The organism is Alcaligenes parafaecalis (genome assembly GCF_026344135.1).
GTDB classification, from domain to species: Bacteria; Pseudomonadota; Gammaproteobacteria; order Burkholderiales; family Burkholderiaceae_B; genus Alcaligenes; species Alcaligenes parafaecalis.
On sequence record NZ_JAPKNA010000001.1, the window covers coordinates 1,087,259 to 1,109,777 of the forward strand.

The following is a 22,519-nucleotide window of genomic DNA, read 5'->3' on the forward strand; positions in this document are numbered from 1 at the left end:
CCAGACTAAATACCAATTCTTTGATTAGATATAGCGGGGAGATGGAGAGGGGTGAAATGGATCTGCGAGCATTGTCCTCAAGACAGTAATCAGCGTTTTTCCAGGGCCAGCTCCCACATCGCTTTAGGCTTTATATATTTGTGCGATGTCATGTGCTGCACTGCGATCCGATGCCATTGGTCTCCAAACAGCTTGTCTACACTGGCCTGATCAAAGAAGCGCTTGTAATTGCCTTGATCCTGGTAGAAGTTTTCTTCAACCAACTCGCCCTGCCCGGCTCCGAAATTCACATCCTCAGTCGAATTCAGACGACACAGAAACAAAGCGCCTGGTCGCAAACAGTTCCAGAGCCTATGCACAATAGTCTGGGTTTCAGCCCATGGGAAGTAATGCAGAGACAGGCTGGCAACGATCAGTTCAAGATTGATCGCTGCATCCGGTAAAGGGTCACGCGTATCTCTGCACTCAATATGCGCCTTGGGCGCGCGCTGCTGCGCAGTAGCCACACACTCAGGAGAAAGGTCAAAAGCCAGCACGTTCAGGCCTGCCTGAATCAAGGTCACCGTGTCGTCGCCAAAGCCGCAACCTATCTCCAGCACAGGCGAACTAATGCCACGTTGGGAGATGAGGGGTAGCCAGCGATCAAGCCAAGGATCTGCATACATAAACGCTTCTCTCGTACGACAAAAAAGAGGATATCAGGACGTAGTGGTGGAAGCGCTACTGAATAACAAAATCAATACAAGCGCCGCAAACAGACATTCGCCCACATTGAACCAGAGGTGCCAAGGCCTGGACTTTTCACTATTGTTTAGCGCGTAGCGAATCCCACGATAGTTAATCCAGCTCAAGCCAATGACCAGCACCGGCCACAATATCCAGAGCGGCGGGAAGAACAGCAGAAACAGAAAGGACAGCCAGGCCAGGACTAACGTAGCCAGCGGTGAAAGACAGGAGAGAAGTTTGCTCATGAAAACCTGAGGACCGCGAATCAACAAGGCCTAGTGTTACCTGAATAGGCCCTGTGCTCAATAGCGGAAAACAGCACGCAAAAGGCTGAAAGCAGAAAACCGATAGCTGAACACTGGAGGTAGGTAGTCGACACCAGGCTCAATCCTCAAGAACTAGGTGACCAGGGGAGCGTATCGACTTGCAATGATCGCCCAATCACGCCCCCCACCCTTGGCGTCTATAAGAAACGCCTCGCTACAACAATCATTGGCGAGGCGTTTGCATCATCTCCTTGCCCGCCTGATCGTAGGCAATCACCGCCTTGTCCTGAATCTTGAACTCCATCAAGTCCCGCCCGGCGACAACAGGGCCTTGGTAAGTGCTGCGCGTACGCTCCAACAAGGTCTGCTCGGGAATATTCGCCCCACCCTCAGGCGAATAAAACACGATATGCGTGTAGGCCCCCAACAAAGGCTTGCTCTCGGCAAAGACCTGGCCAACCTGCTCCGGCGTAGAAAAATGCTTGAGCGTTTCATTCAGGATAGGCCTAGCCTTCAAAAAGGCCGGATCAATCAAAGCGACGGAATGGACAAACACATCCGCATTCGCCGCCGCTTCAATCAGGCGTTTGTCATACATGGCATCCCCCGAGATCGCCACTTTCTTGCCGTCATACTCCACGATAAAGCCAAAGGCCGGGATCAACTCCCCACCATGGTCAACCTCTACGGCAGTGACAGTGACCCCATTCTTCTCGTAGAGCACTCCACCTTTTTCAAACTCCTGAGTGACAAACTTCACCCCTTCCACCGGCAAACCCTGGTCTTCCACCCGAATACGAATATCCTCGTCATACGCCTTGGGCAAATAATCCGTCATCGTCTTGGTTCCCTTGGGGCCATAAACCTGCAAAGGTAGCGTCCGCCCTGGCCAAGGTCGGCCAAACCAACCCGTCAGCCATAAATCCGGTAGACCGACGGTGTGATCAGAGTGCAGGTGTGTAAAAAAATGCGCAGTAATGGCGTTAGGCGCAACCCCTTTCTGAAACAAACGCGTCGCCACCCCGCGCCCTGTATCAAACAACAAGGTCTCCTCCCCTGCCTGCACCAAGGTCGCCGGACCTGCACGATCTGCATAAGGTGCAGGCGTCCCCGTTCCCAGCAAAGTTACTGTCATGGAACCGGCGTAGCTCACGGCCGCTACGCCAAACAAAAGCCCGGCACACAGTGCCTTTAACGCTATTCTCATTTTCCCCCTCCTTATTATTGAAGCCTAAACCAATTAGACATTCATATGTTATTACATGCAATTTCAGATGCAGCTAGGAATTTCCCTAGGCGATGTAAAACCGGAGTTTGGAGATGCGGGAGATGCGCTGGACCCGCGACCAGTGAAGAGATAAAAAACTCAAGAACCCACGTAAACACTCAGCTCTGCCGCCAAATGCTCAAAAAGTGTATATATACGCGGCGTCTTGCGCTGATCCTCGTGCATGACCAGCCAGACCTCGTAGCTCCATCCCACTGAATCAGCCAAAACAGGCAGGCATTGTGGCTCCAGACAAGCCAGCGGCAAATGGCAAGCACCAATACCAAATCCTGCCTTCATCGCCATGAACTGCGCCACATCACTATCGCAACGAAAAGAGAAACTTTCTCTTGCAAGCCCATGCTCACTCAGCCCGGGATGCGCCAAGGCACGCAGCTCCTTGTCGACTCCAATCAGTGGATGATCTGCCAAGGCTTCCACACAAGCAGGTTGCCCATGCTTGCGCACATAGTCCACATGCGCAAACAGGCCCACACGCACATTTCCAATATGACGCGCCACTAACGCAGCCTGGCTGGGTCGCTGCATACGAATCGCAATATCCGCATCACGCTGCAGCAAATCTTCATTACGGTTGGAAAGCGACAACTCAATCGCCACCTGTGGGTACACCTCCCGAAAGGCTGACAACATAGGCGGCAGGACCAAAGTCCCCATCATCTCGCTTGCCGCAACACGCACCGTACCAGAGACCTCCCCTTGCGAAGCCGATGCTGTGCGCAGTAATTGCTCCGCAGCACTGGCCATCACCTCCGCTTGCGGAATTAATGATTGCGCCAAGTCAGTCGGATTGAGCCCATGACGAGAACGAGTAAACAAGGCAGTCCCCAAACCTGCCTCCAACTGCTGGATATGACGACCCACACTGGGTTGAGTCAATCCCAAGGCTCTTGCTGCCCCTGACAAGCTGCCCGTGTGAACAACCGCCAAAAAACTGCGCCACAACTCCCAGCCCAAGGCCGCAGAAGTTGAAGGAGAAAGAGCAGACGAGTGAGGTGTCTTCATCGTTTTTCGTATAGCTAATCAAAGACTTTGAGCAATGTTGATTCTACGAGATCTTTTTTAGAATGAATCAACCACAACAAAGACCCAAACCATGACCCATACCTTACTGATCAGCACCTGTTTATCTGCTCTTGGAATCCTGTGCGCATTGCGCTGGCCACCTCAGGCCACCTTGAACACCCACATTGATATTGACGCCACACCCGAGCAAATCTGGGAACGATTGGGGCAGCCTGAAAGTTACGCAAACTGGAACCCATTCATCATCTCCATGCAAGGGCGCTTGGCTGTCGGTGAACAACTGGTCAATGTGATGCAATCATCTGGGAAAAAGCCAATTACCTTCAAACCCAAAGTCCTGACAGTCAAGACTCCCTACGAACTGCGATGGCACGGTCGGCTGTTGATACCTGGATTGTTTGATGGGGAGCACTACTTTGAGCTACGCCGTCATGGGAACGGTACGCGGCTTCATCACGGGGAGAACTTCAGTGGGGTGCTGCTGTGGGTGATGGATGTGGAAACCTTCAGAGCCGACTTTGAGCGGATGAATGAGGCATTGAAGGTGGTTAGTGAGGCGGGGGGATGAGTGTTCTGAAGCAGTCGACTAATCAACAAGATCTTCCACAACCAGTCCGAACCAGGTCACTTGGGCAGCAAGTCATTCGGGGCATCACCATCACTATGGCAATGCGATTCAAACCCGGGGTGAACAATCCGTATGCTTGCCGTTCACCTTGACCTGCTTACCAGCACTTACATTTCCTCAGCAGCCTAATCTGGAAAAACTATCACCGTACAGCTTGTAGCAGAGCGGATTTGAGTTGATCCAAAACACAAACCAAACAGGCACAAAAAAAGCACTTAGTTTTACCTAAGTGCTTGATTCGACTAGCAAAAGAAATGGTGGGTGCTGAGGGGTTCGAACCCCCGACCTACGCCTTGTAAGGGCGCCGCTCTACCAGCTGAGCTAAGCACCCATTTCAGTGATGCTGTTCTTCTTGTGAAGAAAAAGAATTATAGGACCAAAGAATTCTTTTGGCAAGTCTTTTGCCTAAATTAATTTAAAAATTAATTCACGGCGTCTTTCAGAGCCTTACCGGGACGGAACTTAGGCACGTTTGCGCCTTCGATCTCGATAGTTTCACCGGTACGTGGGTTACGACCCGAACGGGCAGCGCGTTCCGACACAGCGAAGGTGCCAAAACCAACCAGAGTAACCGTATCTTTTTCTTTCAGCGTGGTGGTCACGGCATCGATAAACGCATCCAGTGCACGACCAGCGTCAGCTTTGGACAGATCGGCTTTGGTGGAAATGAATTCGATAAGCTCGGTTTTATTCATTGAGAAAATACCCCTGAAAATTATTTTACGGGCCCCCAGCGGGAACCAGTTTGTGGCGGTCAGACTTAATAGTGACAAGCGACAGTACATCCAAGCACTACCGTCTGTCATTGCAACCAGGCGCACAAGTGCCCCGGTTGGCTACCGCGTATTAAGCCTTCGTTTAATACCCGTGTCAAGCAAAAAAACCCCTGTAACCCGCATCATTGCTCACTGTTGATACAAGTTGCAGGACTTTCCCTAATTTGCATCGAGAAACTTAACAGCCCGTCGCAAATATGTTATTTGGGCCCGGACAAGCACAAAATTAGCTGGCTGATACTGCGTTTTTGAATGGTTTTTCAAGTACTTGGACAAACACGGCGCTTGCTCATCCTGAGCACATCAACAGAAATTCCCTTACCGGCTCCCGACTTAGCGTCGCCAGCGCGCTGCTGAGGGCGAAGGAACGGTCTTTCTGCACCCCTCTCTTGCTCAGCAACCGTGCCCATGCGTGAGCCCCTTCCGCTCCTACAATTTTCTGCATTGTTTGACTGTATTTCGGTAGTCATTACCGTCAAGGAGCACAGCGATGCACGGCAAGGTTTATTTGGTCGGAGCGGGTCCTGGCGACCCCGAACTTCTCACACTACGCGCGTTATATCTACTGCAACATGCGGACGCTGTGGTCTATGACCGTCTGGTCAGCCCCGCCATCATGGGCTGCATCAACCCCGATGCCACCCTGCACGATGTCGGCAAGGTCTCCGCCTGCAAACCCAGCATGCAGGACGATATCAACGATCTGCTCTTGTCTCTTAGCAGAACGCATCAGCATGTGGTCCGCTTAAAAGGGGGTGACCCATTCATCTTTGGACGCGGGGGCGAAGAACAGGAGTATCTGCATCAACATGGCGCTCAAGTAGAGGTGGTTCCCGGCATTACCGCTGCCACGGGTTGCGCGGCTGCTTTAGGGATTCCTTTGACGCATCGTGGACTGGCCAGCAGTGTGCGCTTTATTACCGGGCATCTACGGGACAATCAAGGCCTGGAACTGAATTGGGCTTCCTTGTCTGACCCTTCCTGTACGCTGGTGTTCTATATGGCGATGGCCAATTGCGGCCATATTGCCCAGTCCCTGATCCAGCACGGACGCAGCCCTCATACACCTATCGCATTAGCACAGGACGCTACGCTGGGCAGCCAGCGCTGGGGCTTGGGCACCCTGGAAACCCTGCCACAACTCGCGCAGACCTTCAGCCCACCCGCCTTGTTGATCATCGGGCAGGTTGTACAACTGCATCCCGACTATCCCAAACCCATCACCAAGGAGCTGGATGCGCTTACCTCCGAGCCCTCCTGCGTACTGATGTGAATGGGGTGCTCCTTCCTATCCAACACGGCAACAGGCGCTCAGTAGGCAGACGCTTGCTGGTCTTGTTTACAACCCTCCTGATTGCCGTATTCATAGCCTTGTCCGTATCGCATGAAGTGGGGGCAAGTGAGGCAACTCCAACTCTGAAGCGGCAAGCATCTTTACTGACATTGCTCCATCAAGAATGTGGGTCATGCCATGGACTAAGCCTCAAAGGAGGTCTGGGCCCGGCCTTGACGTCCGACGCACTACAAGGCCAAACCGCAGAGCAAATCGCCTTGACGATTATGCAGGGTCGCCCAGGGACGGCCATGCCTGCCTGGAGCCGTTTTCTGCAAGCCCAGGAAAGCCAATGGCTGGCTGATTTTCTTCTTCATAATCGGGATGCTGCACCATGAAAGCACTCATCACTCTTGGTTTGGTCGCCGCCTTAAGCGCTTGCGCCAACCCACTGCGCGGCACACAGGATTTAGGCTTGATTGTGGAGCGCGCCAGCGGCAGTGTGGCCTTGGTGGAAACCAGTCATCGTAGCCAGTTAGCGCGTATTGATGGCCTGGGCGATCTCTCCCATGCTCATATCACCTACTCACGTGACGGACGCTACGGCTATGTCTTCGGGCGCGATGGCGGCCTTAGCAAGGTAGACCTGCTCAAACAGGTTTTAGTACGTCGCATTATTCAATCCGGGAATGCTATCGGCGGGGCTATCTCGCAAGATGGCAAGCTGATTGTGGTGCAGAACTATGAGCCCGGCGGCATCAAGGTTTTTAATGCGGACACTCTGGATTTAATCAGCGAAGTTCCGTCGTACTACGCTCCAGAAAAACGTGCCAAGGTAGTCGGTTTGGCGGATCTGCCGAACCAGCAATTTGCCTACTCCTTGTTCGAGGCAGGCGAAATCTGGTTAACGGATTTATCTGACCCGCTACAGCCCAAAACCCGGCGCTTTGCAGCAGGCCGCCAACCCTACGATGCCATGGTCACACCCGATGGGCGCTACTACATTGCCGGGCTGTTTGGCGAAGATGCCTTGGCCATGCTGGATTTGTGGAACCCCGAAAATGGGGTCAAGAAAACCCTGCAAGGCTATGGACGTGGTGAAACCGCCCTACCCGTCTACAAAATGCCGCATCTGCGCGGTTGGTCCCAGGCAGGCCAAGATCTGTTTCTGCCCGCTATTGGACGCCATGAAGTCCTGGTTGCCAGTACCTTGGACTGGCAAGAAAAAGCCCGTATCCCGGTTCAAGGCCAACCCGTTTTTGTGATGGCTCAGCCGGATAGCCGTCAGGTCTGGGTGAACTTCGCCTTTCCAGACAACGACAAGGTGCAAATCATTGACGTTGCCACCTTGCAGGTCATCCAGACCCTGGCCGTTGGCAAGGCGGTTCTACATATGGAATTCACCCCACGAGGTGAGGCTGTCTGGATTTCGGCGCGAGACGACAACCGTGTCAGCGTGTATGACACCCGTACTTTCAAGCGTCTGGAAAGCATAGAAATTCAGCAGCCCAGTGGTGTGTTCTTTACTCATCGGAGCGGTCGCATTGGTTTCTGATCTCTCCCCTTCCGCCTTTCAATTGCTCAATGCCTGGCAACACGGCTTCCCCTTGGAGCCCCGCCCTTTTCGCAAACTGGGTTTACTGCTGGGGCTAAGCGAACAGACCGTGCTGGACTACCTCCAAGGCTGGCAAGCTGAAGGCATCATCAGCCGTATCGGTCCAGTACTGAATCCCGCCTGTATGAGCAGCACCTTGGTTGGCATGCACGTTCCGACGTCAGATCTTGCCGCGGTTGCAGACTGGATCAGCGCCCTGCCCGCCGTGAACCACAACTACGAGCGCGAACATGCCATCAATCTGTGGTTTGTGCTGACCTGTGCGACTGCTCAAGAACGGCAAGCAACGCTAGAACACATTGCGCGGCATACCGGACTGCTCCCCCTGTCTTTACCTATGCTCAGGGCCTATCACATCGACCTGGGATTCAGCTTGGTGAAGCATGCCAAGCTAGTCACCAGCCCCCTGGCAAGCAGCGACACACTACCTGTTAGCGGCAGTCCAGAGCGCAAGCTACTAGAGTGCGCCCTGCAAGGCTTGGAGATTCATGCTGAACCATTCAAGCGCCTGGCAGAGCAAACCCACCTGGACGAGAAACAAGTTCTGCAATACATCCAGAAATTTCTGGAGCAAGGCCTATTCCGACGCTTTGGGGTAGTTCTGCGTCATCGTGCGCTGGGCTACCAGGCCAACGCCATGTGCGTCTGGACGATACCCCAGAAGCGCATCGATACCCTGGGCGAACAGATAGCCCAGCAAGCGGGCATCACGCTGTGCTATCAACGCCAGCCCCTCCCACCCCACTGGCACCACAATCTGTTCTGCATGATTCACGGCAAAGATCGTCAGAACGTCTTGGCTGACCATGCCGCCCTGAACACCCTTCTGGGAATGGATCAGTTTCCACATGAGGTGCTGTTTTCCACTCGCTGCTTCAAGCAACGCGGCGCACTGCTTGGTCCTGTTCACCATGACTGATACCCAACAAACTCCCTCGCGGCCCACCCTCATCGAACTGGATAGCATCGACCGCCATATCCTCAATCACTTGCAAGAGGGCTTCCCCATCTGCTCACGCCCGTTTGCGCAACTGGCTCCTATTTTTAATCTAAGTGAGCACGAGCTGATCACCCGCGTTCATCACTTACGCCAATCCGGGGCGCTAAGCCGCTTTGGCCCCCTCTTCCAGGCCGAGTCCTTGGGAGGTGCGTACTGTCTGGCGGCCATTGCCGTACCAGAAACGCGTTGGGACAGCACCGTCAAGGCAGTGAACCGGCATCCCGAGGTGGCCCATAACTACCAACGTGCTCATACCTTGAATATGTGGTTCGTACTTGCGACGGCCACTCCACAAGAAATTGAGCCTTGCATCGCGGCAATCGAAGCTGAAACAGGTTTACCTGTCTTCGCTTTTCCTAAAGAGCGGGAGTACGCCCTAAGCCTGAAACTGGAGCTTTGAAATGGATCACCTGAACCCCGCCTATACCGTCCTGATTCATGCATCGCAACAGGGCTTGGCAATAGAAGCACAGCCCTATCTAAAGTTAGCTCAGGAACTGGGCGTATCCGAAGCCTATGTGCTTAAACAGTTTCAAACCATGTTGGACCAAGGATGCATACGACGCATTGCTGCCGTACCCAATCACTATGCACTGGGCTATGTCGCCAATGGCATGTGTGTCTGGAATATCGCCGACTCCATGCTGGATACCGTCGGTGAGTGGCTGGGCACCCAGGCCGGAGTCAGCCACTGCTATCGTCGTCCGCGTCGTCTACCTGAGTGGCCGTACAACCTGTTTGCCATGTTGCATGGCAAAGACCATGACACCGTACGTGCCCAGGCACGGGCTATCAGCACAGGTATCACGCAGCAATTTCCTGATGTGCTGCACGATCACGACATCTTGTTCTCTACGGCCATTCTCAAGAAAACCGGCCTACGTCTACGGAGACCCTAAGCATGTTTCGTCTATCCCGTTTCGTCGCCGCCCTGCACTCCCCCGTCACGCCTACCCGTGTCAGCCGCGCACCTGTGGTGATCTGGAATCTGATTCGTCGCTGCAATCTGCATTGCAGCCACTGCTACTCCGCCTCTACCGATAAGGACTTTCCGGGTGAGCTTAGTTATGAGCAGGTCTGTACCGTTATGGATGACCTGCATCAGTTCGGTGTACGCGCATTAATTCTGTCGGGCGGTGAACCCTTGCTGCGCCCCGACATTTACGATTTGGCCCGCTATGCCAAAGCGCTGGACATGTATGTCGGACTATCGTCCAACGGCACCTTGATCACTGAACACAATATTGATCAGATAGCCGACTGCGGCTTTGACTATGTGGGTATTTCTCTGGATGGTCTACAGGCTCGACACGACCGGATTCGCGGCCAGGAAGGAGCCTACGACGCATCCCTGCGCGGCTTGAGACTATGCCGTGAAAAGCAATTAAAAGTGGGTCTGCGCTTTACCCTGACACAAGAAAATGCGATTGATTTAAGTGGCCTGCTGGCCGTGATGGACAGGGAGCAAATAGACCGTTTTTATCTATCTCATTTGAACTACGCCGGTCGAGGTTTAAGCAACCGTGCCTTGGCCAGCCACCATGCCGTCACCCGACAGGCTATGGAGCAGCTTTTCACGACCTGTATGGCATATCAAAAAGCAGGCACGCCCAAAGAATTCACATCGGGCAATAACGATGCCGATGGTGTTTTCTTTCTGCATTGGGTGCGACGCCACTATCCCGAACAAGCCTCAAAGATCCTGACCCTATTACGCCAATGGGGAGGCAACTCATCCGGCCAAGGGATTGCCAATATCGACAACCGAGGCAATGTGCACCCCGACACCATGTGGTGGCACTATCGATTGGGAAATGTGCTGCAACGCCCTTTCTCGAAGATTTGGTCTAACAATCAAGAGCCTTTGCTGGCAGGACTACGTCAACGACCAAGACCGGTGCAGGGACGCTGCGCGAGCTGCGCTTATCTGGATATCTGCAATGGCAATACACGCACCCGTGCGGAGAAAAGCACAGGCAATGTATGGGCGGAAGATCCTGGCTGCTATCTGAATAATCAGGAAATTACTGCCTGAAACCCCAACCCTCAGCCTTCAAGCTCCAACCAAACAGTTAAGTATTCAGAACCGTTACAAGCAGGTGCAGGTGCAGGTGCAGGTGCAGGTGCAAGCATAAGAGCGAAGAAGCAAAAAAGTGAGGCAAGAAAACCTTGCCTCACTCAATCACTTCAACTATCAGCGGATGCTTTAGCCTGCTTTATCTAGCCATTCATCACACGACACTTACGCCAGGTCACAGATCAAACCTTGCTGACTCAATAGCGCCCTTAAAGGCTGCACATCCCACGAAGACTTCCAGGCAATCACGATGCGCTCTCCTGGCACCCAGGCGCGGCACAGAGGAGCCCAAAAATCCGGGTTCAACAAGGTCTCTTGCAAAACCACACCGGCCTGATCCAGAGCCATCAAACGAGCATCACGGCGAGCCTTTTCCAGAATTCCGGGCAAGATCAATGGCAGGTACAAGACCCAGTCGGCTTGATTCAGTTTACGCAGGGCACGCAGCGTCAGCAGGTCCACTGCTTCCAGATCTGCAATCGGCAAGATAGTGACCTGAATATGCTGTTGAGGTGTTTCGGTCTTTAAGGCTGCTTCAAAGAGCTCTGATGCTTCGACGGATTTTCCCTGCGCCAACAGATCAGGAATAGCGCTATCGAGCACGTAGTCAAAGAAATGACGACGAGTATGGACCTCAGGGAACGCCTGTTTGATCTCTGAGCGGCGGCGTGCCAGCAAACCGGCCAACTCCCCTACCGACTCTGGAAGCTCACTTTCTATCCACTCGCGAACGCGTCGTGCCAGAACGGGGGCTGAGCCAGCGGAGGAAACCGCAATCATCAAGGGGGAACGGTCGACCATGGCAGGCACCTGAACGGTAGACAACTGCCCGTCATCAACCACATTACAGGGCAGGCGCAAGGCATCGGCGGCCTGTGCCACGATGCGGTTGATCTCCCGCCGTCCAGTGGCCGCCACAACCAGCCAGGCCTCGCGTATATGCTCGGCTACAAACGTGGTGAACAGACTGCTCAGTGCCCCCGCCTGAGCACTGGCCCGCAGCCAGGAAGTCTGCTCCGGAGCGACAACCGTGACTCGTGCGCCTGCCCGTAGCAAGAGCCGAACTTTACGTTCTGCGACTGTACCGCCACCCACGACAACAACCACCTTGCCGGTCAGATTGAAGAACAAAGGAAACACATTCATTGCGCAACATCCTTAAGGCGCCAGTGAAGACTGGCGCCCGGTTCATACTTACTTCAGACTGGAAAAATAGCCAGCCAGTTCATTCACCATTTCCGGGCTCAGGGGTTCGGCCATCGGGCTCATGATGGGGTCATTGCGCTCCCGCGATTTGAACTGCTGCAGTTGCTTGACCAGATACTCCACTTTCTGCCCAGCCAGGTTGGGATACATGCCCTCTGTACTGACACCCTCAAGACCATGACAAGAGGCACACAAAGGCAACATGGAAGAAGCCTGAGCAGACAACTGTGACTGCCCGTGCGAGCCTTGCAAGCCGACTGGCTTATCTGCCGCCCACACCACACTGGAACCCAAGAGGCTTATCAGTGCCACACCCATAAAAAGCTGTTTCATGACGTTCCTTTGCTTAGAATTTTTGGGTTTCAGGCTGACCAATGGTGAGCCAGCGAGTACGAGCGCGAGAGAAAATGCCGGATGGGCTTTCCATCTTGTGCTCGGCTACCAATTCCAGGCTGCGACTGTCGTAAATCTTCAGGCGATCTCCCCAGTAGCCCGAACTGACATACAGGTAGTCGCCCGTGCGGTTGTAGTTGGGGAAGAATGCATGGCCACCCACATCCAGGGTCTTGACGACAGACAAGGTGTTTTTGTCGATCAGTTGAATCCAGGAAGCGCGCTTGTCCTTATCGATAATGTCTACTGCTACATAAGGCGCGTTGGGGTGGGCGGCGGGAGACTCGGTGGCCCCGGCAACCGGGATCTGCTTCACGACAGAGAAGTCTTTGGTATCCCAGGCAGTGACCACAGAACCCAGCTTGCAGGTGCCCATATTGGTGCCGAAGGCCAGCATGCGGCCGTTCACTTCCGTGACAGCACCCGAACCAGCGTGGGGCTGACAGCCAGCCGGTATGTCACGCACCACCTTGTCGTCCTTCAAGTCGATGGCCACATATTTGTTGTCATCGTAAGAAGCGACCATGGAGTAGCGACCATCCGGTGTCAGGAAGGTGTCGTGCAACATGCGTCCAACCTTGGTCAGCTTGGTGACGGGCATATCCGGTTTGTCCGGGTCAATAATCCAGATCTGCCCAGCTTGGCGCAGGGTCAGCGCAAACTTGTTATTGACGCGGCTACCGATAATGGGACCACCAGCAGATTTGATGAAATTGCCATCCGGGTCCTCGCCCTCCAGAGCCAGATATTTCACCGGCTCCAGCGTGTCGGCTTTCAGGATGACCATGCTATTGGGCACAAAGGAACTCAGTGCCAGCCACTTGCCATCCTTGGAGAGTGCGATACCCGTCCCCGTCAGCCCCACCTTGGCCTGACGCACAATCTGCAAGGTGTACAGGTCGATTTTGTAGACATGACCATCGTCGCTTTTCAGATAACCCCAGCGCTCCTGACTAGGACTGAATTCCATGATGTGCGGCGCGCCAATAGTGGCAATTTCACCCACCTTCTGGTTGTTCTTGCCATTGATGAATACGGCACGGGCCTGATTGGAACCATCGCCACGGCCGTAGCGTCCACGGGCCATGATAACCATCAGATCGTAGACAGAATCGATCTCGTAATTGGGCTTGCTGGGCAAGGTGGATTCGTCTACCAGGACTTTCACACTGGCACGAATTTCATCCATATCCCAGCTACGCTCCGGCACGGGCTCGTTTTTGATCATCTTGGCCAGCGCGCGGATGTCCTCGTCGGGCAGGCGGCCGACAAAAGGCGGCATCAAGGTATCCGGGATTCCGGTCATGATGGTGCCGCGCAAGGCAATCTCACTTTGAACCAGGCGATCACTGTGCAAACCCGGTGCGATATACCCTCCCCGGTCGGCTGCGTGACACACGGCACAGTTTTGCTGAAACAAATTATCTACCCGCACTTGCTCTTCCGTCGGGGCTGCCAGGGCAGCACTGACGGTGGTAGACAGGAAGGCGAGGGTCATCATTTTTCTATACATTCCATTACCTCCAACAATTGCCTTGCTAAAGGGCAAGACCACACAAACTATAACGATTGTTATTTTTTGTTGAGAAGGTATGGATACTGACTACTGAATGGGGATGGTTTATTTATATCGTAATGACAGGAAATTAAATACTCTTTCATAGATAAAAACATCCATGACAGGCACTCAGTGGGCAGATCAAGAAGTGAGATAAATTTATCACGAACGAATAATCACTTTGACCCAACTCAAGTTAAAACCAAGGTGTGCTGCCTATAGTGGCCCGGCTTGGCTCGCCCTTGATGGTTCTGATTATTTTTCTGGTCCCGCCATGTTTTCTTTACCGATTACGCTTTCCCATACTCACAGCCCACCGTACAAACGACAAATTGCGCGTCAAATCGAAACCCTGATCTGTTCGGGGCGTTTGCAAGAAGGCAACCGTCTGCCCTCAATTAATCGAATGGCGTCTTTGCTTCAGGTTTCCAAGAACACCATCATGGGTGCCTATGATTTGCTGATCGACTCCAATCTGATTCATAGCGAACCCAGCCGTGGTTTCTTTGTGGCTAAGCCAACCCGCCATGGACGCAGCCGTCTGGCACCGGACTTTGTTCTGGAGACCGCCCATTGCTCGCGTAACCTGCGCACCAGCACGGCCCAGGCCAGCGGCGTGCATGTGCCCGCTGCCAGCGTGCCCGTTCGGTTTGATTTCAAGATTGGCCGCCCTTCGGTCCATGCTTTTCCACTGCGCCAGTTTATTTATCTGTCCAATCAACTGCTGCGCTATGCGGGTTCGGCTATGGCGGACTACCCGCCGCCTGAAGGCTTATGGGGCCTGCGTCTGCAAATTGCAGACTATCTGGCAGCCAGCAAGGGAATACTGGCCGACCCGGACCACATCCTCATCACCGCCGGGACTCAGGAATCCCTAAGCCTGATCGCCGCCCACTTTCTGGATGAAAGTAGCTGTGCCGTGCATGAATCCCCCGGCTATAACGGCTTCAGTCATTTACTGGCTCGTCATCGTGCGCAAGGCCTTCCCGTGCCAGTGGATCAACACGGTTTGCGTACTGATTTACTGCCCAGGCAGGCGGTGCAACTGGCTTTTGTGACGCCCTCGCATCAGTACCCCTTGGGGCACACCTTGTCGGTGGCGCGCAGGCAGGAACTGCTGGCCTGGGCCAGCAACAGTGGCGCCTTGATTATCGAGGACGATTATGACGGGGACTTCTGTTATGGCCCGGCCTTGCCCGCGCCACTCAAGGCCATGAGCCCGGGACAGGTGATTTATTTAGGCTCGTTTTCCAAGACCCTGGGGCCGGGTTTGCGGCTGGGCTATATGGTCTGTCCACCTAGCCTGAGCCAGGACTTCATTGCCCGCAAAGCCCTGCTCAATAACGGTTCGCCCTGGCTGACCCAAGCGGTTTTAGCCCGTTTTTTTGATGAATATGACTATTCCCGGCACCTGCAATACTTGCGCCGTCGCTATCTGGAACAGCGCAATACGGTGCTGCAAGGCTTGAAAAAAGTGTGGGGGAATACAGGAACGGTCAGCGGGCAAAATGCCGGCATGCATCTGGCTTTTTGCCTGCCTCCGCATAGTCCAAATGCCGATCAGGTGGCCGAGCGCGCATTGCGATACGGCATCCGGCTCTATCCCTTGTCGCAAGCGGCCAGCCAGGAAGCTGACGACACTAACCCACGTCATCTGCTGTTTGGCTATGCCAATCTGGAATCCAGGGAGCTGCAACTGGCCATGCAGCATCTAGCCTTGATTCAGCCCAGGCTGAACCATGACTAGATACATGAGGGACTTAGGACTGGGCCAGGGCCTGATCGAAGTCTCTGGTCAGATCAATGATCTCTTCGATACCCACGGAGATACGAAGCTGATTGTCGGCAATACCCATCAGCGCGCGCTGCTCGGCACCCATCTCGTGATAGATGGTATGCGCAACGGGCAGCACCAGACTGCGGTTATCACCCAGGTGCGTAGCCAGTACAAAGACTTTCAGACGGTTCAGGAAATCGAAGATTTCAATCCCCTCTTCCAGCACCACGCTCATCAGGCCACCGAAACGATTGCCGAACAGCTCAGCCGTACGCTCATGCTGAGGGTGCTCTTCCAGGCCGGGATACTGCACGTGTTTCACCTGGGGGTGAGCCTTCAAATGGCGTGCCAGAGCCAAGGCGTTGGAACAGATACGCTCCATGCGCAACGGCAAGGTTTCCGAGCCTACGGCCAGACGGTGAGCCACATCAGACGACAAAGTGCCACCCATATCACGCAAGCCCTTCTTGCGGATCTGCACCAGGCCCCAGTTTTGCGTATTGCCGGTGCGATACACCTCGGCAATATTGGGGTAGTGGCTCCAGTCAAACAGACCCGTGTCCGTCACCATGCCACCCAAGGCATTACCGTGACCACCGATGTGTTTGGACAGCGAATTCACCACCAGAGAGGCCTTGAATTCACGGCCAGGCGACAAGTACGGCGAGGACAAGGTGCCATCGACCACATACAGCAGACCTTCGTCCTGACACCACTGCCCCACCCCTTTCAGGTCCGCCACTTGCGTGCCCGGATTGGCAATGGTTTCAACAAAGACCATACGGGTATTGGGCTGGCGGGCTGCCTGAACCTGGGCCAGGTCGGTGGCATCGACCAGGGTAGTTTGCACACCCAGATCACGCAAAGTACCCAGCAAACTATTGGTATTGCCAAACAGGTATTTGCTGGCAATCAAGTGATCGCCTTGGCGCAGCAAGGTAAACAGGGTGGCGCTCAAGGCTGCCATGCCGGTTGCGAAGCTGACACTGCCCACACCTTTTTCCATGCGCGTAATCTTGGCTTCCAGCGCTGCCGTCGTCGGCGTGCCCTGGCGAGAATAGGTAAAGCCGGACTTGCCCTGGAAGACTGCTGCCAGCTCACGCGCATCCTGAAAACCGAACTCGGTCGAGGGGTGCAGTGGCTGATGAATAGCGCCATGCTGCGTGCCCAAGCGACGGTCAGAGTGCAAGGTAGAGGTAATAAAGCCGTTTTCTTCCATGATCGTTTCAAAGCCCATATTGCGTGTACACACCGTCAGCACTAACTGGGTTTTGCCCGGCTGACGGCCAATTACCTATTATCTGGTGAAGCGGCGGATAAAACCCGCCGTTTTTTATACAAATCAGTAATTAAGTCAGTAACAAAACTTAAAAGAAATTAAGGCTGGCTACGCTGACGCAGGGTTTCGTACAAACAAACTGCGCTGGCAACACTGACGTTCAGGCTTTCTACTGCACCCATCATGGGGATGGAAACCAGCTCATCGCAGGTTTCACGGGTCAGGCGACGCATGCCCTCTCCCTCGGCACCCATTACCCAGGCCATGGGGCGGCGCGCATCAACCTGATGGAAGGTGTGCGTTGCCTGATCGCTGGTGCCCACCAGCCAGACATCACGCTCGCGCAACATGCGCATAGTGCGGGCCAGATTCGTCACCGTAATATAAGGCGTGGATTCAGCACCGCCACATGCGACACGGGATACCGTGGCATTCAAGCCCACGGCACGGTCGCGTGGAGCAATCACTGCATGAGCACCAGCCGCATTGGCGCTACGCAAACATGCACCCAGGTTATGAGGGTCAGTCACGCCGTCCAGAATCAGCAGGAAAGGAACCTGACCGGCCTCTTCCAAATCATCCAGCAACTCGTTGACATCGACTGCCAGCTCTTGCTCCAGCGCCAAGGCCACCACACCCTGGTGACGCGTTCCTTTGGCCAGACCATCCAGGCGCTCGACCGGCACGGCCATGACTTTCAGACCAGCCTGCTCTACCTGTTCGATAAAGGCCAGCATACGTTTATCGCGCCGGGTCTGATCCACATAAACTTCGCGCACCGTAGCAGCGCTATAACGAACTCGGGCAATAACGGCATGAAAACCGGCCAAAACCTGCTGAGCCATAACAATCCTTGGGGGAAATAAGAGCAAATAAAGAAAGCCGGGCAAAAAGCCCGGCTTGGCATTGTACGCCTATCGGCGCCGCCCTCTAGGGCTGCGCGCGGACTTGGCAGACTTGGCCGCCTTTTCCGTACTACGTTTCTCGTCCCGCTCGGCCTGCTTTTGCGAGGCGCGGCGTTGGGAGGCTGTTGTTCCTTTCAAGGCCAGCGGCTTGGTAGACGCAGCTTTCTTGACAGGACGCTCGGACGGATCAGGCCCTTCTGCCGCTGCCTTCACCGCTTTATAGCCCACGCCCTTGACCAGACGGAACTCGATACGACGGGCTTCCAGATCAACGCGTGCAACCTGAACCTGGACTGCATCGGTCAAGCGATAACGCAGACCGGTGCGTTCGCCACGCAGCTCGTTCGAGGTTTCGTTGTACTGGAAGTAATCCGCACCCAGTTCCGATACGTGAACCAGGCCTTCTACGTACAAGGTATCCAGAGTCACGAACAGACCAAAGCTGGTTACGCCGCTGACCTTGCCGGAGTATTCCTCGCCCACGTGCTCTTTGACGAACCAGCACTTGAGCCAGGCTTCCACATCCTTGGAGGCCTCATCTGCACGGCGTTCACGCGCCGAGAGCAAGGCCCCCAGTTTTTCCCAACGTGCAAAATCACGCTTGCTGGCTGGCAAGGCGGCATCGCCCGGCTCTTCCGCAATCGCAGGAATATAGCGCTCGCCCTTCAGGATGCCTTTGATGACGCGGTGTACCAACAAGTCCGGGTAACGGCGAATCGGCGAAGTGAAGTGGGCGTATTGCGAATAAGCCAAACCAAAGTGGCCGGTTTTCTCAGGGCTGTAAATCGCCTGCTGCATGGAGCGCAGACACATGGTCTGGATCACGGCGAAGTCAGAGCGACCACGTGCGGCGGCGACAACTTTGGCGTAATCAGCCGACGTAGGCTCGTCGCCCCCTTCCAGCGTCAGACCCAGGCCGCGCAAGTATTCACGCAACGCTTCCAGCTTCGGCGGGGTTGGACCTTCGTGCACACGGTACAAACCATTGCGACGGCTGCGAGCAATAAAGTCCGCTGCGCAGGTGTTGGCCGCCAACATGCATTCTTCAATCAGCTTGTGAGCGTCATTACGAATCAGAGGCTCGATGCGCTCAATACGACCCAGGGGATTGCAGACGATTTTGGTTTCGACGGTATCGAAATCAATGGCACCACGCGCCGTACGGCGTTCTGCCAGCAAGCGGTACAAGGAATACAGATTCTGAACCGGTTCCAGCACATGCTGAATCTGCGTTGCAGCCGGGCCATTAGGCTGCTGCAAGGCGCTCCAGATGTCGGAGTAGGTGGTGCGGGCGTGGGAATGAATGACGGCTTCGTAAAACTGATAGGCCGACACCGTTCCGGACTTGGCACCATCAGCCAGCACGACCATGTCGCACACCATGACCAGACGGTCTACCGACGGATTCAAGGAACAAATCCCGTTGGACAGACTCTCGGGCAGCATGGGGATCACGCGGCGCGGGAAATACACGCTGGTGCCACGCTCCAGAGCGTCTTCGTCCAGAGCATCGCCCGAACGCACGTAATGGCTGACGTCGGCAATCGCCACCAGCAGGCGCCATGCCCAACGGGGGCGTTTGCCTGCGCCTATATCTACGCGTTCGCAATAGACGGCATCGTCAAAGTCTCGTGCGTCTTCACCGTCAATGGTGATGAACGGCACGTCACGCAAATCGACGCGGCCTTTGTATTCAGACGGTTTTACCTTGGCAGGAATACGAGCGGCCTGCTTCAGTGCCTTCTCGGAGAAATCAACCGGCACCTCAAACTTGCGCACGGCAATTTCGATTTCCATACCGGGGTCGTCAATCTCGCCCAGCACTTCAACCACACGGCCCAAAGGCTGACGATGGCGCTCGGGTTGCTGGGTAATCTCGACGGTAACAACCTGGCCGGGTTCGGCCTCGCCCTGGTCCCCGCCGGGGATCAGAATGTCGTGCTTGATACGCTGATCTTCGGGCACCACGATAAACGTGCCACGTTCGCGCAAGAAACGGCCCACCAATTTGCTGGTGTGTCGCGCCGTGACTTCCACAATCGACGCATCAGGTTTGCCTCGGTACTCACCGACGATGCGCACCATAACGTGGTCGCCGTGCAACACTTTGGCCATCTCGCGCGGAGACAGGAACAAATCGGGCTGCCCGTCGTCGCGCTGCAAGAAACCAAAGCCGTCGCGATGGCCCAACACTTTGCCCGCAATAAAACCAGTTTGGCTATTTTTGCGAATTTTGCCTTCGGGGGAAATCAGCAACTGACCATCGCGCTCCATTGCGCGCACACGCCGCTCAAAACCCACCGTAATTTCTTTGCCCAGGCCCAGCTTTTTCGCCAGCGCCTGCATGGTCAGGCCGTCTGCATCTTCGCGCAGCCCCGCCAGGATCACTTCCCGCGTCGGGGTATCCGGGTCGAAGTCAGGCGGCAACTCATAACGGCCCGTTGATTGAATACGGTCCTCAGTACTGTCTTGATGTTTTTTATTCAAAAGGACACTTCCATTATTAATAAAGTATGCCTATAATCCTTTTTCTTTGCTGCTCACGCAGTAAAGATGTTGGAAGCTTTTGGCACAGCCATAAGCATACAACGATATGCCCAGGTGGCGGAATTGGTAGACGCGCATGGTTCAGGTCCATGTGCCTTCGGGTGTGGAGGTTCGAGTCCTCTTCTGGGCACCAAAATTCCGAAAGGCCGATCATTGAAAAATGATCGGCCTTTTTTATTTGATGGCCCCACATATTTTTATGCTCTCGCGTCAAAGAGATTAACGCTGGCTGTGACAGACAATTCGTCGCAATACGATTCCATTCTTTTTTGAACACAGCCACTTCCGCATAAAGAATCACCATCGAATGATCGGCTGCTTTCTTTACAGGCCTGTGAAAAAAGAATCGGGACGGCAGGAGCCACATCCAGCTCTTCACCACAGCCTGACATTCAGTCAGACAGGCACGCCCCCCTACTCCATGCAACAGCCATAAAAAAAACCGACTGTGTTTCAACAATCGGTTTTCAGCTCCAAAGCGTATTGCGCTTAGCCGCCGCAGCCCCCGCAGCATGCACCGTCTTCACCGTGTGCAGGTTTGGCGATTTGATAGCCTGCCCGCTCAACCGCAGCATGCAGATCTTCCAGAGAGACCTGGGTTTCATCAAAACGCACCGAGGCTTTGGCATTTTCAAACGAGGCATCGGCTGCCTGCACACCCTCAATCGCCGCCAAGGCGATGGCCACTTTATCAGCACATTCGGGGTGTTGAAGACCGGCCAGTTTCAGCATTCCAACTTGCATTTTTCGTCCCTTTAACATGAGGTGAGGCAGTTGATGAGATCGCCACCGCCCATAAAGATATATATTAAATACATCTTATTGATACGGCAAGCGATAGGAAGAGGCAAGCACACATCCGATGAGTAGCGGCCTTTACTTCATACCCAGTTTTCGGCTTACAGCCAGCAAAGCCACAATACTGAGCACCGCAGACAGAATCAGGTAATAGCTAGGAGCTACAGGCGACCCTGTCCACGAAATCAGTCCGGTAGCAATGACCGGAGCAAACCCTCCAAACACCGTCACGCCAATGTTGTAGCTCAAGGACATACCCGTTACCCGCGTGCGTACCGGGAACACATCGGCCATCAATCCCGCCAAGGGTGCAAAGTAAATCGACTTGAGCAATGCCATCAGGCCCACCACTAGAATCAATGCCGTTTGGGTAGCCACCGTATTCAGCCACATGAAGGAGGGGAAAATCACAATGGCATACACCGTCGCAGCAAACAGCATGATCTTGGTCCGGCTGTATCGGCCTGCCACGTAGCCCACCACGGGGGTTGCGAAGGTCAGGATCAAGCCGCCGGTCAGCGTCGCCAGAAAACCGGCTGACTGCGGGATATGCAAAGTCGTCGCGGCGTAGGACGGCATGTACTTGATAATGAAGTTCGAGGCCGTGGATACGATCAGCGTGCCCATGGCGATCAGCAGCAAGGTTTTTTGTGATGTCAGCACTTCGCGCAAAGGCTGGCTACCGGGCTCGCTTTCTTTGAAGTCGGGGGATTCGTCTACGGTTTTACGAATGTAGTATCCGACGGGCCCCAGCAACAGCCCAAAAATGAAGGGTGTACGCCAGCCCCAGTCCAGCATTTGCTGCTCGCTAAGATTGGAGGTCAGCACATAGCCAAACAAGGACGCCAGCACCACACCAAATCCTTGACTGGCGAACTGAAGACTGGCCACAAAGGTACGGGTGCTTTTTGGAGCATGCTCCATCATGAAAGCAGTGGAACTACCGAACTCGCCCCCGGCTGAAAAACCCTGGATCAGACGAGCAATCAGAATCCCGATAGGCGCGATGACACCCACGGTGGCGTAACTGGGCATGAAGGCAATCATCAGGGTGCCAATCAGCATCAGGATGATGGACAGCGACAAGGCTTTTTTACGGCCGTGGGTATCAGCATAAGAGCCAATCACCGCCGCCCCGATAGGCCGAATTAAAAACGAGATACCAAAGGTGGCAAACGCCAGCACCAAAGAAACAGTGGGGTCGGTGGTGGGAAAGAACACATGGCTGATCGTCAACGCGAAATAGGCGTAAACGGAAAGATCGAACCATTCCAGGGTGTTGCCCACCAGAGATGCAGCAATCGGCTTCCAGAATGAGCGTGGCATGGCAGCGGCTGTTTGTGTATTTTCCATAATGTATCCTCCTTTTTTCCTGTTGTTG

The 22,519-nt window shown here is 54.4% G+C and carries 22 protein-coding genes and 2 tRNA genes; 10 read left to right on the plus strand and 14 right to left on the minus strand.

The annotated features are described in order from the left end of the window. Nucleotides 1-89: 89 nt before the first annotated feature. The 4 genes from OSH09_RS05065 to OSH09_RS05080 all read right to left on the minus strand — a co-directional run bounded on the left by OSH09_RS05065 (nt 90) and on the right by OSH09_RS05080 (nt 3,285). The gene (locus tag OSH09_RS05065) at nt 90-665 is read right to left on the minus strand and encodes a class I SAM-dependent methyltransferase (protein WP_266120353.1); all 576 of its coding nucleotides are present in this window, start codon (nt 663-665) and stop codon (nt 90-92) included. Between the two features lie 33 nt (nt 666-698). Next, complete coding sequence (locus OSH09_RS05070; RefSeq protein WP_266120354.1) at nt 699-971, minus strand: hypothetical protein; 273 nt, start codon at nt 969-971, stop codon at nt 699-701. A 244-nt stretch (nt 972-1,215) separates the two neighbouring features. Continuing rightward, complete coding sequence (locus OSH09_RS05075) at nt 1,216-2,199, minus strand: MBL fold metallo-hydrolase (RefSeq protein ID WP_266120355.1); 984 nt, start codon at nt 2,197-2,199, stop codon at nt 1,216-1,218. A gap of 159 nt (nt 2,200-2,358) precedes the next feature. Beyond that, nucleotides 2,359-3,285 carry a LysR family transcriptional regulator gene (locus OSH09_RS05080; protein WP_266120356.1) on the minus strand — a complete coding sequence of 309 codons (927 nt, stop codon included), beginning with the start codon at nt 3,283-3,285 and terminating at the stop codon, nt 2,359-2,361. A gap of 91 nt (nt 3,286-3,376) precedes the next feature. On the opposite strand from OSH09_RS05080, the gene OSH09_RS05085 reads away from it, so the two are divergent. Next, nucleotides 3,377-3,874 (plus strand): SRPBCC domain-containing protein, encoded by a 498-nt coding sequence (locus OSH09_RS05085; RefSeq protein ID WP_266120357.1) that lies wholly within the window; start codon nt 3,377-3,379, stop codon nt 3,872-3,874. Nucleotides 3,875-4,189: 315 nt separating this feature from the next. Here OSH09_RS05085 and OSH09_RS05090 read toward each other — a convergent pair. After that, nucleotides 4,190-4,265: transfer RNA gene (locus OSH09_RS05090), tRNA-Val, on the minus strand. A gap of 91 nt (nt 4,266-4,356) precedes the next feature. Further along, the gene (locus OSH09_RS05095; protein WP_003799450.1) at nt 4,357-4,629 is read right to left on the minus strand and encodes an HU family DNA-binding protein; all 273 of its coding nucleotides are present in this window, start codon (nt 4,627-4,629) and stop codon (nt 4,357-4,359) included. Between the two features lie 571 nt (nt 4,630-5,200). Between OSH09_RS05095 and cobA the strand changes: the two genes are divergently transcribed. The 7 genes from cobA to nirJ all read left to right on the plus strand — a co-directional run bounded on the left by cobA (nt 5,201) and on the right by nirJ (nt 10,633). Next, complete coding sequence (gene cobA / locus OSH09_RS05100; protein WP_266120358.1) at nt 5,201-5,983, plus strand: uroporphyrinogen-III C-methyltransferase; 783 nt, start codon at nt 5,201-5,203, stop codon at nt 5,981-5,983. Nucleotides 5,984-6,099: 116 nt separating this feature from the next. Next, on the plus strand, nt 6,100-6,381 hold the full coding sequence (locus OSH09_RS05105) for a c-type cytochrome (RefSeq protein ID WP_266120545.1): 282 nt from the start codon (nt 6,100-6,102) through the stop codon (nt 6,379-6,381). Continuing rightward, nucleotides 6,378-7,538: a cytochrome D1 domain-containing protein gene (locus tag OSH09_RS05110; RefSeq protein WP_266120359.1), complete on the plus strand. Its 1,161-nt coding sequence runs from the start codon at nt 6,378-6,380 to the stop codon at nt 7,536-7,538. The genes OSH09_RS05105 and OSH09_RS05110 overlap by 4 nt, the downstream gene beginning before the upstream one ends. Next, the gene (gene ahbB, locus OSH09_RS05115) at nt 7,528-8,517 is read left to right on the plus strand and encodes a siroheme decarboxylase subunit beta (RefSeq protein WP_266120360.1); all 990 of its coding nucleotides are present in this window, start codon (nt 7,528-7,530) and stop codon (nt 8,515-8,517) included. Before OSH09_RS05110 ends, ahbB (OSH09_RS05115) begins: the two co-directional genes overlap by 11 nt. Then, nucleotides 8,510-8,998 (plus strand): Lrp/AsnC family transcriptional regulator, encoded by a 489-nt coding sequence (locus OSH09_RS05120; protein WP_266120361.1) that lies wholly within the window; start codon nt 8,510-8,512, stop codon nt 8,996-8,998. Before ahbB (OSH09_RS05115) ends, OSH09_RS05120 begins: the two co-directional genes overlap by 8 nt. A 1-nt stretch (nt 8,999) precedes the next feature. Further along, nucleotides 9,000-9,497, plus strand: a complete 498-nt coding sequence (ahbB, locus tag OSH09_RS05125) for a siroheme decarboxylase subunit beta (protein WP_266120362.1) — start codon at nt 9,000-9,002, stop codon at nt 9,495-9,497. Nucleotides 9,498-9,499: 2 nt separating this feature from the next. Beyond that, nucleotides 9,500-10,633: a heme d1 biosynthesis radical SAM protein NirJ gene (gene nirJ, locus OSH09_RS05130; protein ID WP_266120363.1), complete on the plus strand. Its 1,134-nt coding sequence runs from the start codon at nt 9,500-9,502 to the stop codon at nt 10,631-10,633. 207 nt (nt 10,634-10,840) lie between these two features. On the opposite strand, the gene OSH09_RS05135 is transcribed toward nirJ, so the two are convergent. From OSH09_RS05135 to OSH09_RS05145, 3 genes are read right to left on the minus strand one after another with little or no spacing between them, the layout of a single operon-like run. Continuing rightward, nucleotides 10,841-11,821, minus strand: coding sequence for a precorrin-2 dehydrogenase/sirohydrochlorin ferrochelatase family protein (locus tag OSH09_RS05135; RefSeq protein ID WP_207875078.1), 981 nt, complete (start codon nt 11,819-11,821; stop codon nt 10,841-10,843). Between the two features lie 48 nt (nt 11,822-11,869). Beyond that, nucleotides 11,870-12,214, minus strand: a complete 345-nt coding sequence (locus tag OSH09_RS05140; protein ID WP_266120364.1) for a c-type cytochrome — start codon at nt 12,212-12,214, stop codon at nt 11,870-11,872. Between the two features lie 13 nt (nt 12,215-12,227). Further along, nucleotides 12,228-13,775: a nitrite reductase gene (locus OSH09_RS05145; protein ID WP_266120365.1), complete on the minus strand. Its 1,548-nt coding sequence runs from the start codon at nt 13,773-13,775 to the stop codon at nt 12,228-12,230. Nucleotides 13,776-14,106: 331 nt separating this feature from the next. Between OSH09_RS05145 and pdxR the strand changes: the two genes are divergently transcribed. Beyond that, nucleotides 14,107-15,579: a MocR-like pyridoxine biosynthesis transcription factor PdxR gene (gene pdxR, locus OSH09_RS05150; RefSeq protein ID WP_266120366.1), complete on the plus strand. Its 1,473-nt coding sequence runs from the start codon at nt 14,107-14,109 to the stop codon at nt 15,577-15,579. Nucleotides 15,580-15,592: 13 nt separating this feature from the next. On the opposite strand, the gene OSH09_RS05155 is transcribed toward pdxR, so the two are convergent. The 3 genes from OSH09_RS05155 to rnr all read right to left on the minus strand — a co-directional run bounded on the left by OSH09_RS05155 (nt 15,593) and on the right by rnr (nt 20,280). Then, on the minus strand, nt 15,593-16,828 hold the full coding sequence (locus OSH09_RS05155; RefSeq protein WP_266120546.1) for a cystathionine gamma-synthase family protein: 1,236 nt from the start codon (nt 16,826-16,828) through the stop codon (nt 15,593-15,595). A gap of 158 nt (nt 16,829-16,986) precedes the next feature. Continuing rightward, nucleotides 16,987-17,733 carry a 23S rRNA (guanosine(2251)-2'-O)-methyltransferase RlmB gene (gene rlmB / locus OSH09_RS05160; protein WP_266120367.1) on the minus strand — a complete coding sequence of 249 codons (747 nt, stop codon included), beginning with the start codon at nt 17,731-17,733 and terminating at the stop codon, nt 16,987-16,989. A 69-nt stretch (nt 17,734-17,802) separates the two neighbouring features. Continuing rightward, on the minus strand, nt 17,803-20,280 hold the full coding sequence (gene rnr, locus OSH09_RS05165) for a ribonuclease R (RefSeq protein ID WP_207875083.1): 2,478 nt from the start codon (nt 20,278-20,280) through the stop codon (nt 17,803-17,805). A gap of 108 nt (nt 20,281-20,388) precedes the next feature. Here rnr and OSH09_RS05170 point away from each other — a divergent pair. Continuing rightward, nucleotides 20,389-20,473: transfer RNA gene (locus OSH09_RS05170), tRNA-Leu, on the plus strand. Nucleotides 20,474-20,829: 356 nt separating this feature from the next. On the opposite strand, the gene OSH09_RS05175 is transcribed toward OSH09_RS05170, so the two are convergent. Further along, nucleotides 20,830-21,084: a heavy-metal-associated domain-containing protein gene (locus OSH09_RS05175; protein ID WP_026483445.1), complete on the minus strand. Its 255-nt coding sequence runs from the start codon at nt 21,082-21,084 to the stop codon at nt 20,830-20,832. Between the two features lie 132 nt (nt 21,085-21,216). After that, nucleotides 21,217-22,491, minus strand: coding sequence for an MFS transporter (locus tag OSH09_RS05180; RefSeq protein ID WP_266120368.1), 1,275 nt, complete (start codon nt 22,489-22,491; stop codon nt 21,217-21,219). Between the last annotated feature and the right edge of the window lie 28 nt (nt 22,492-22,519).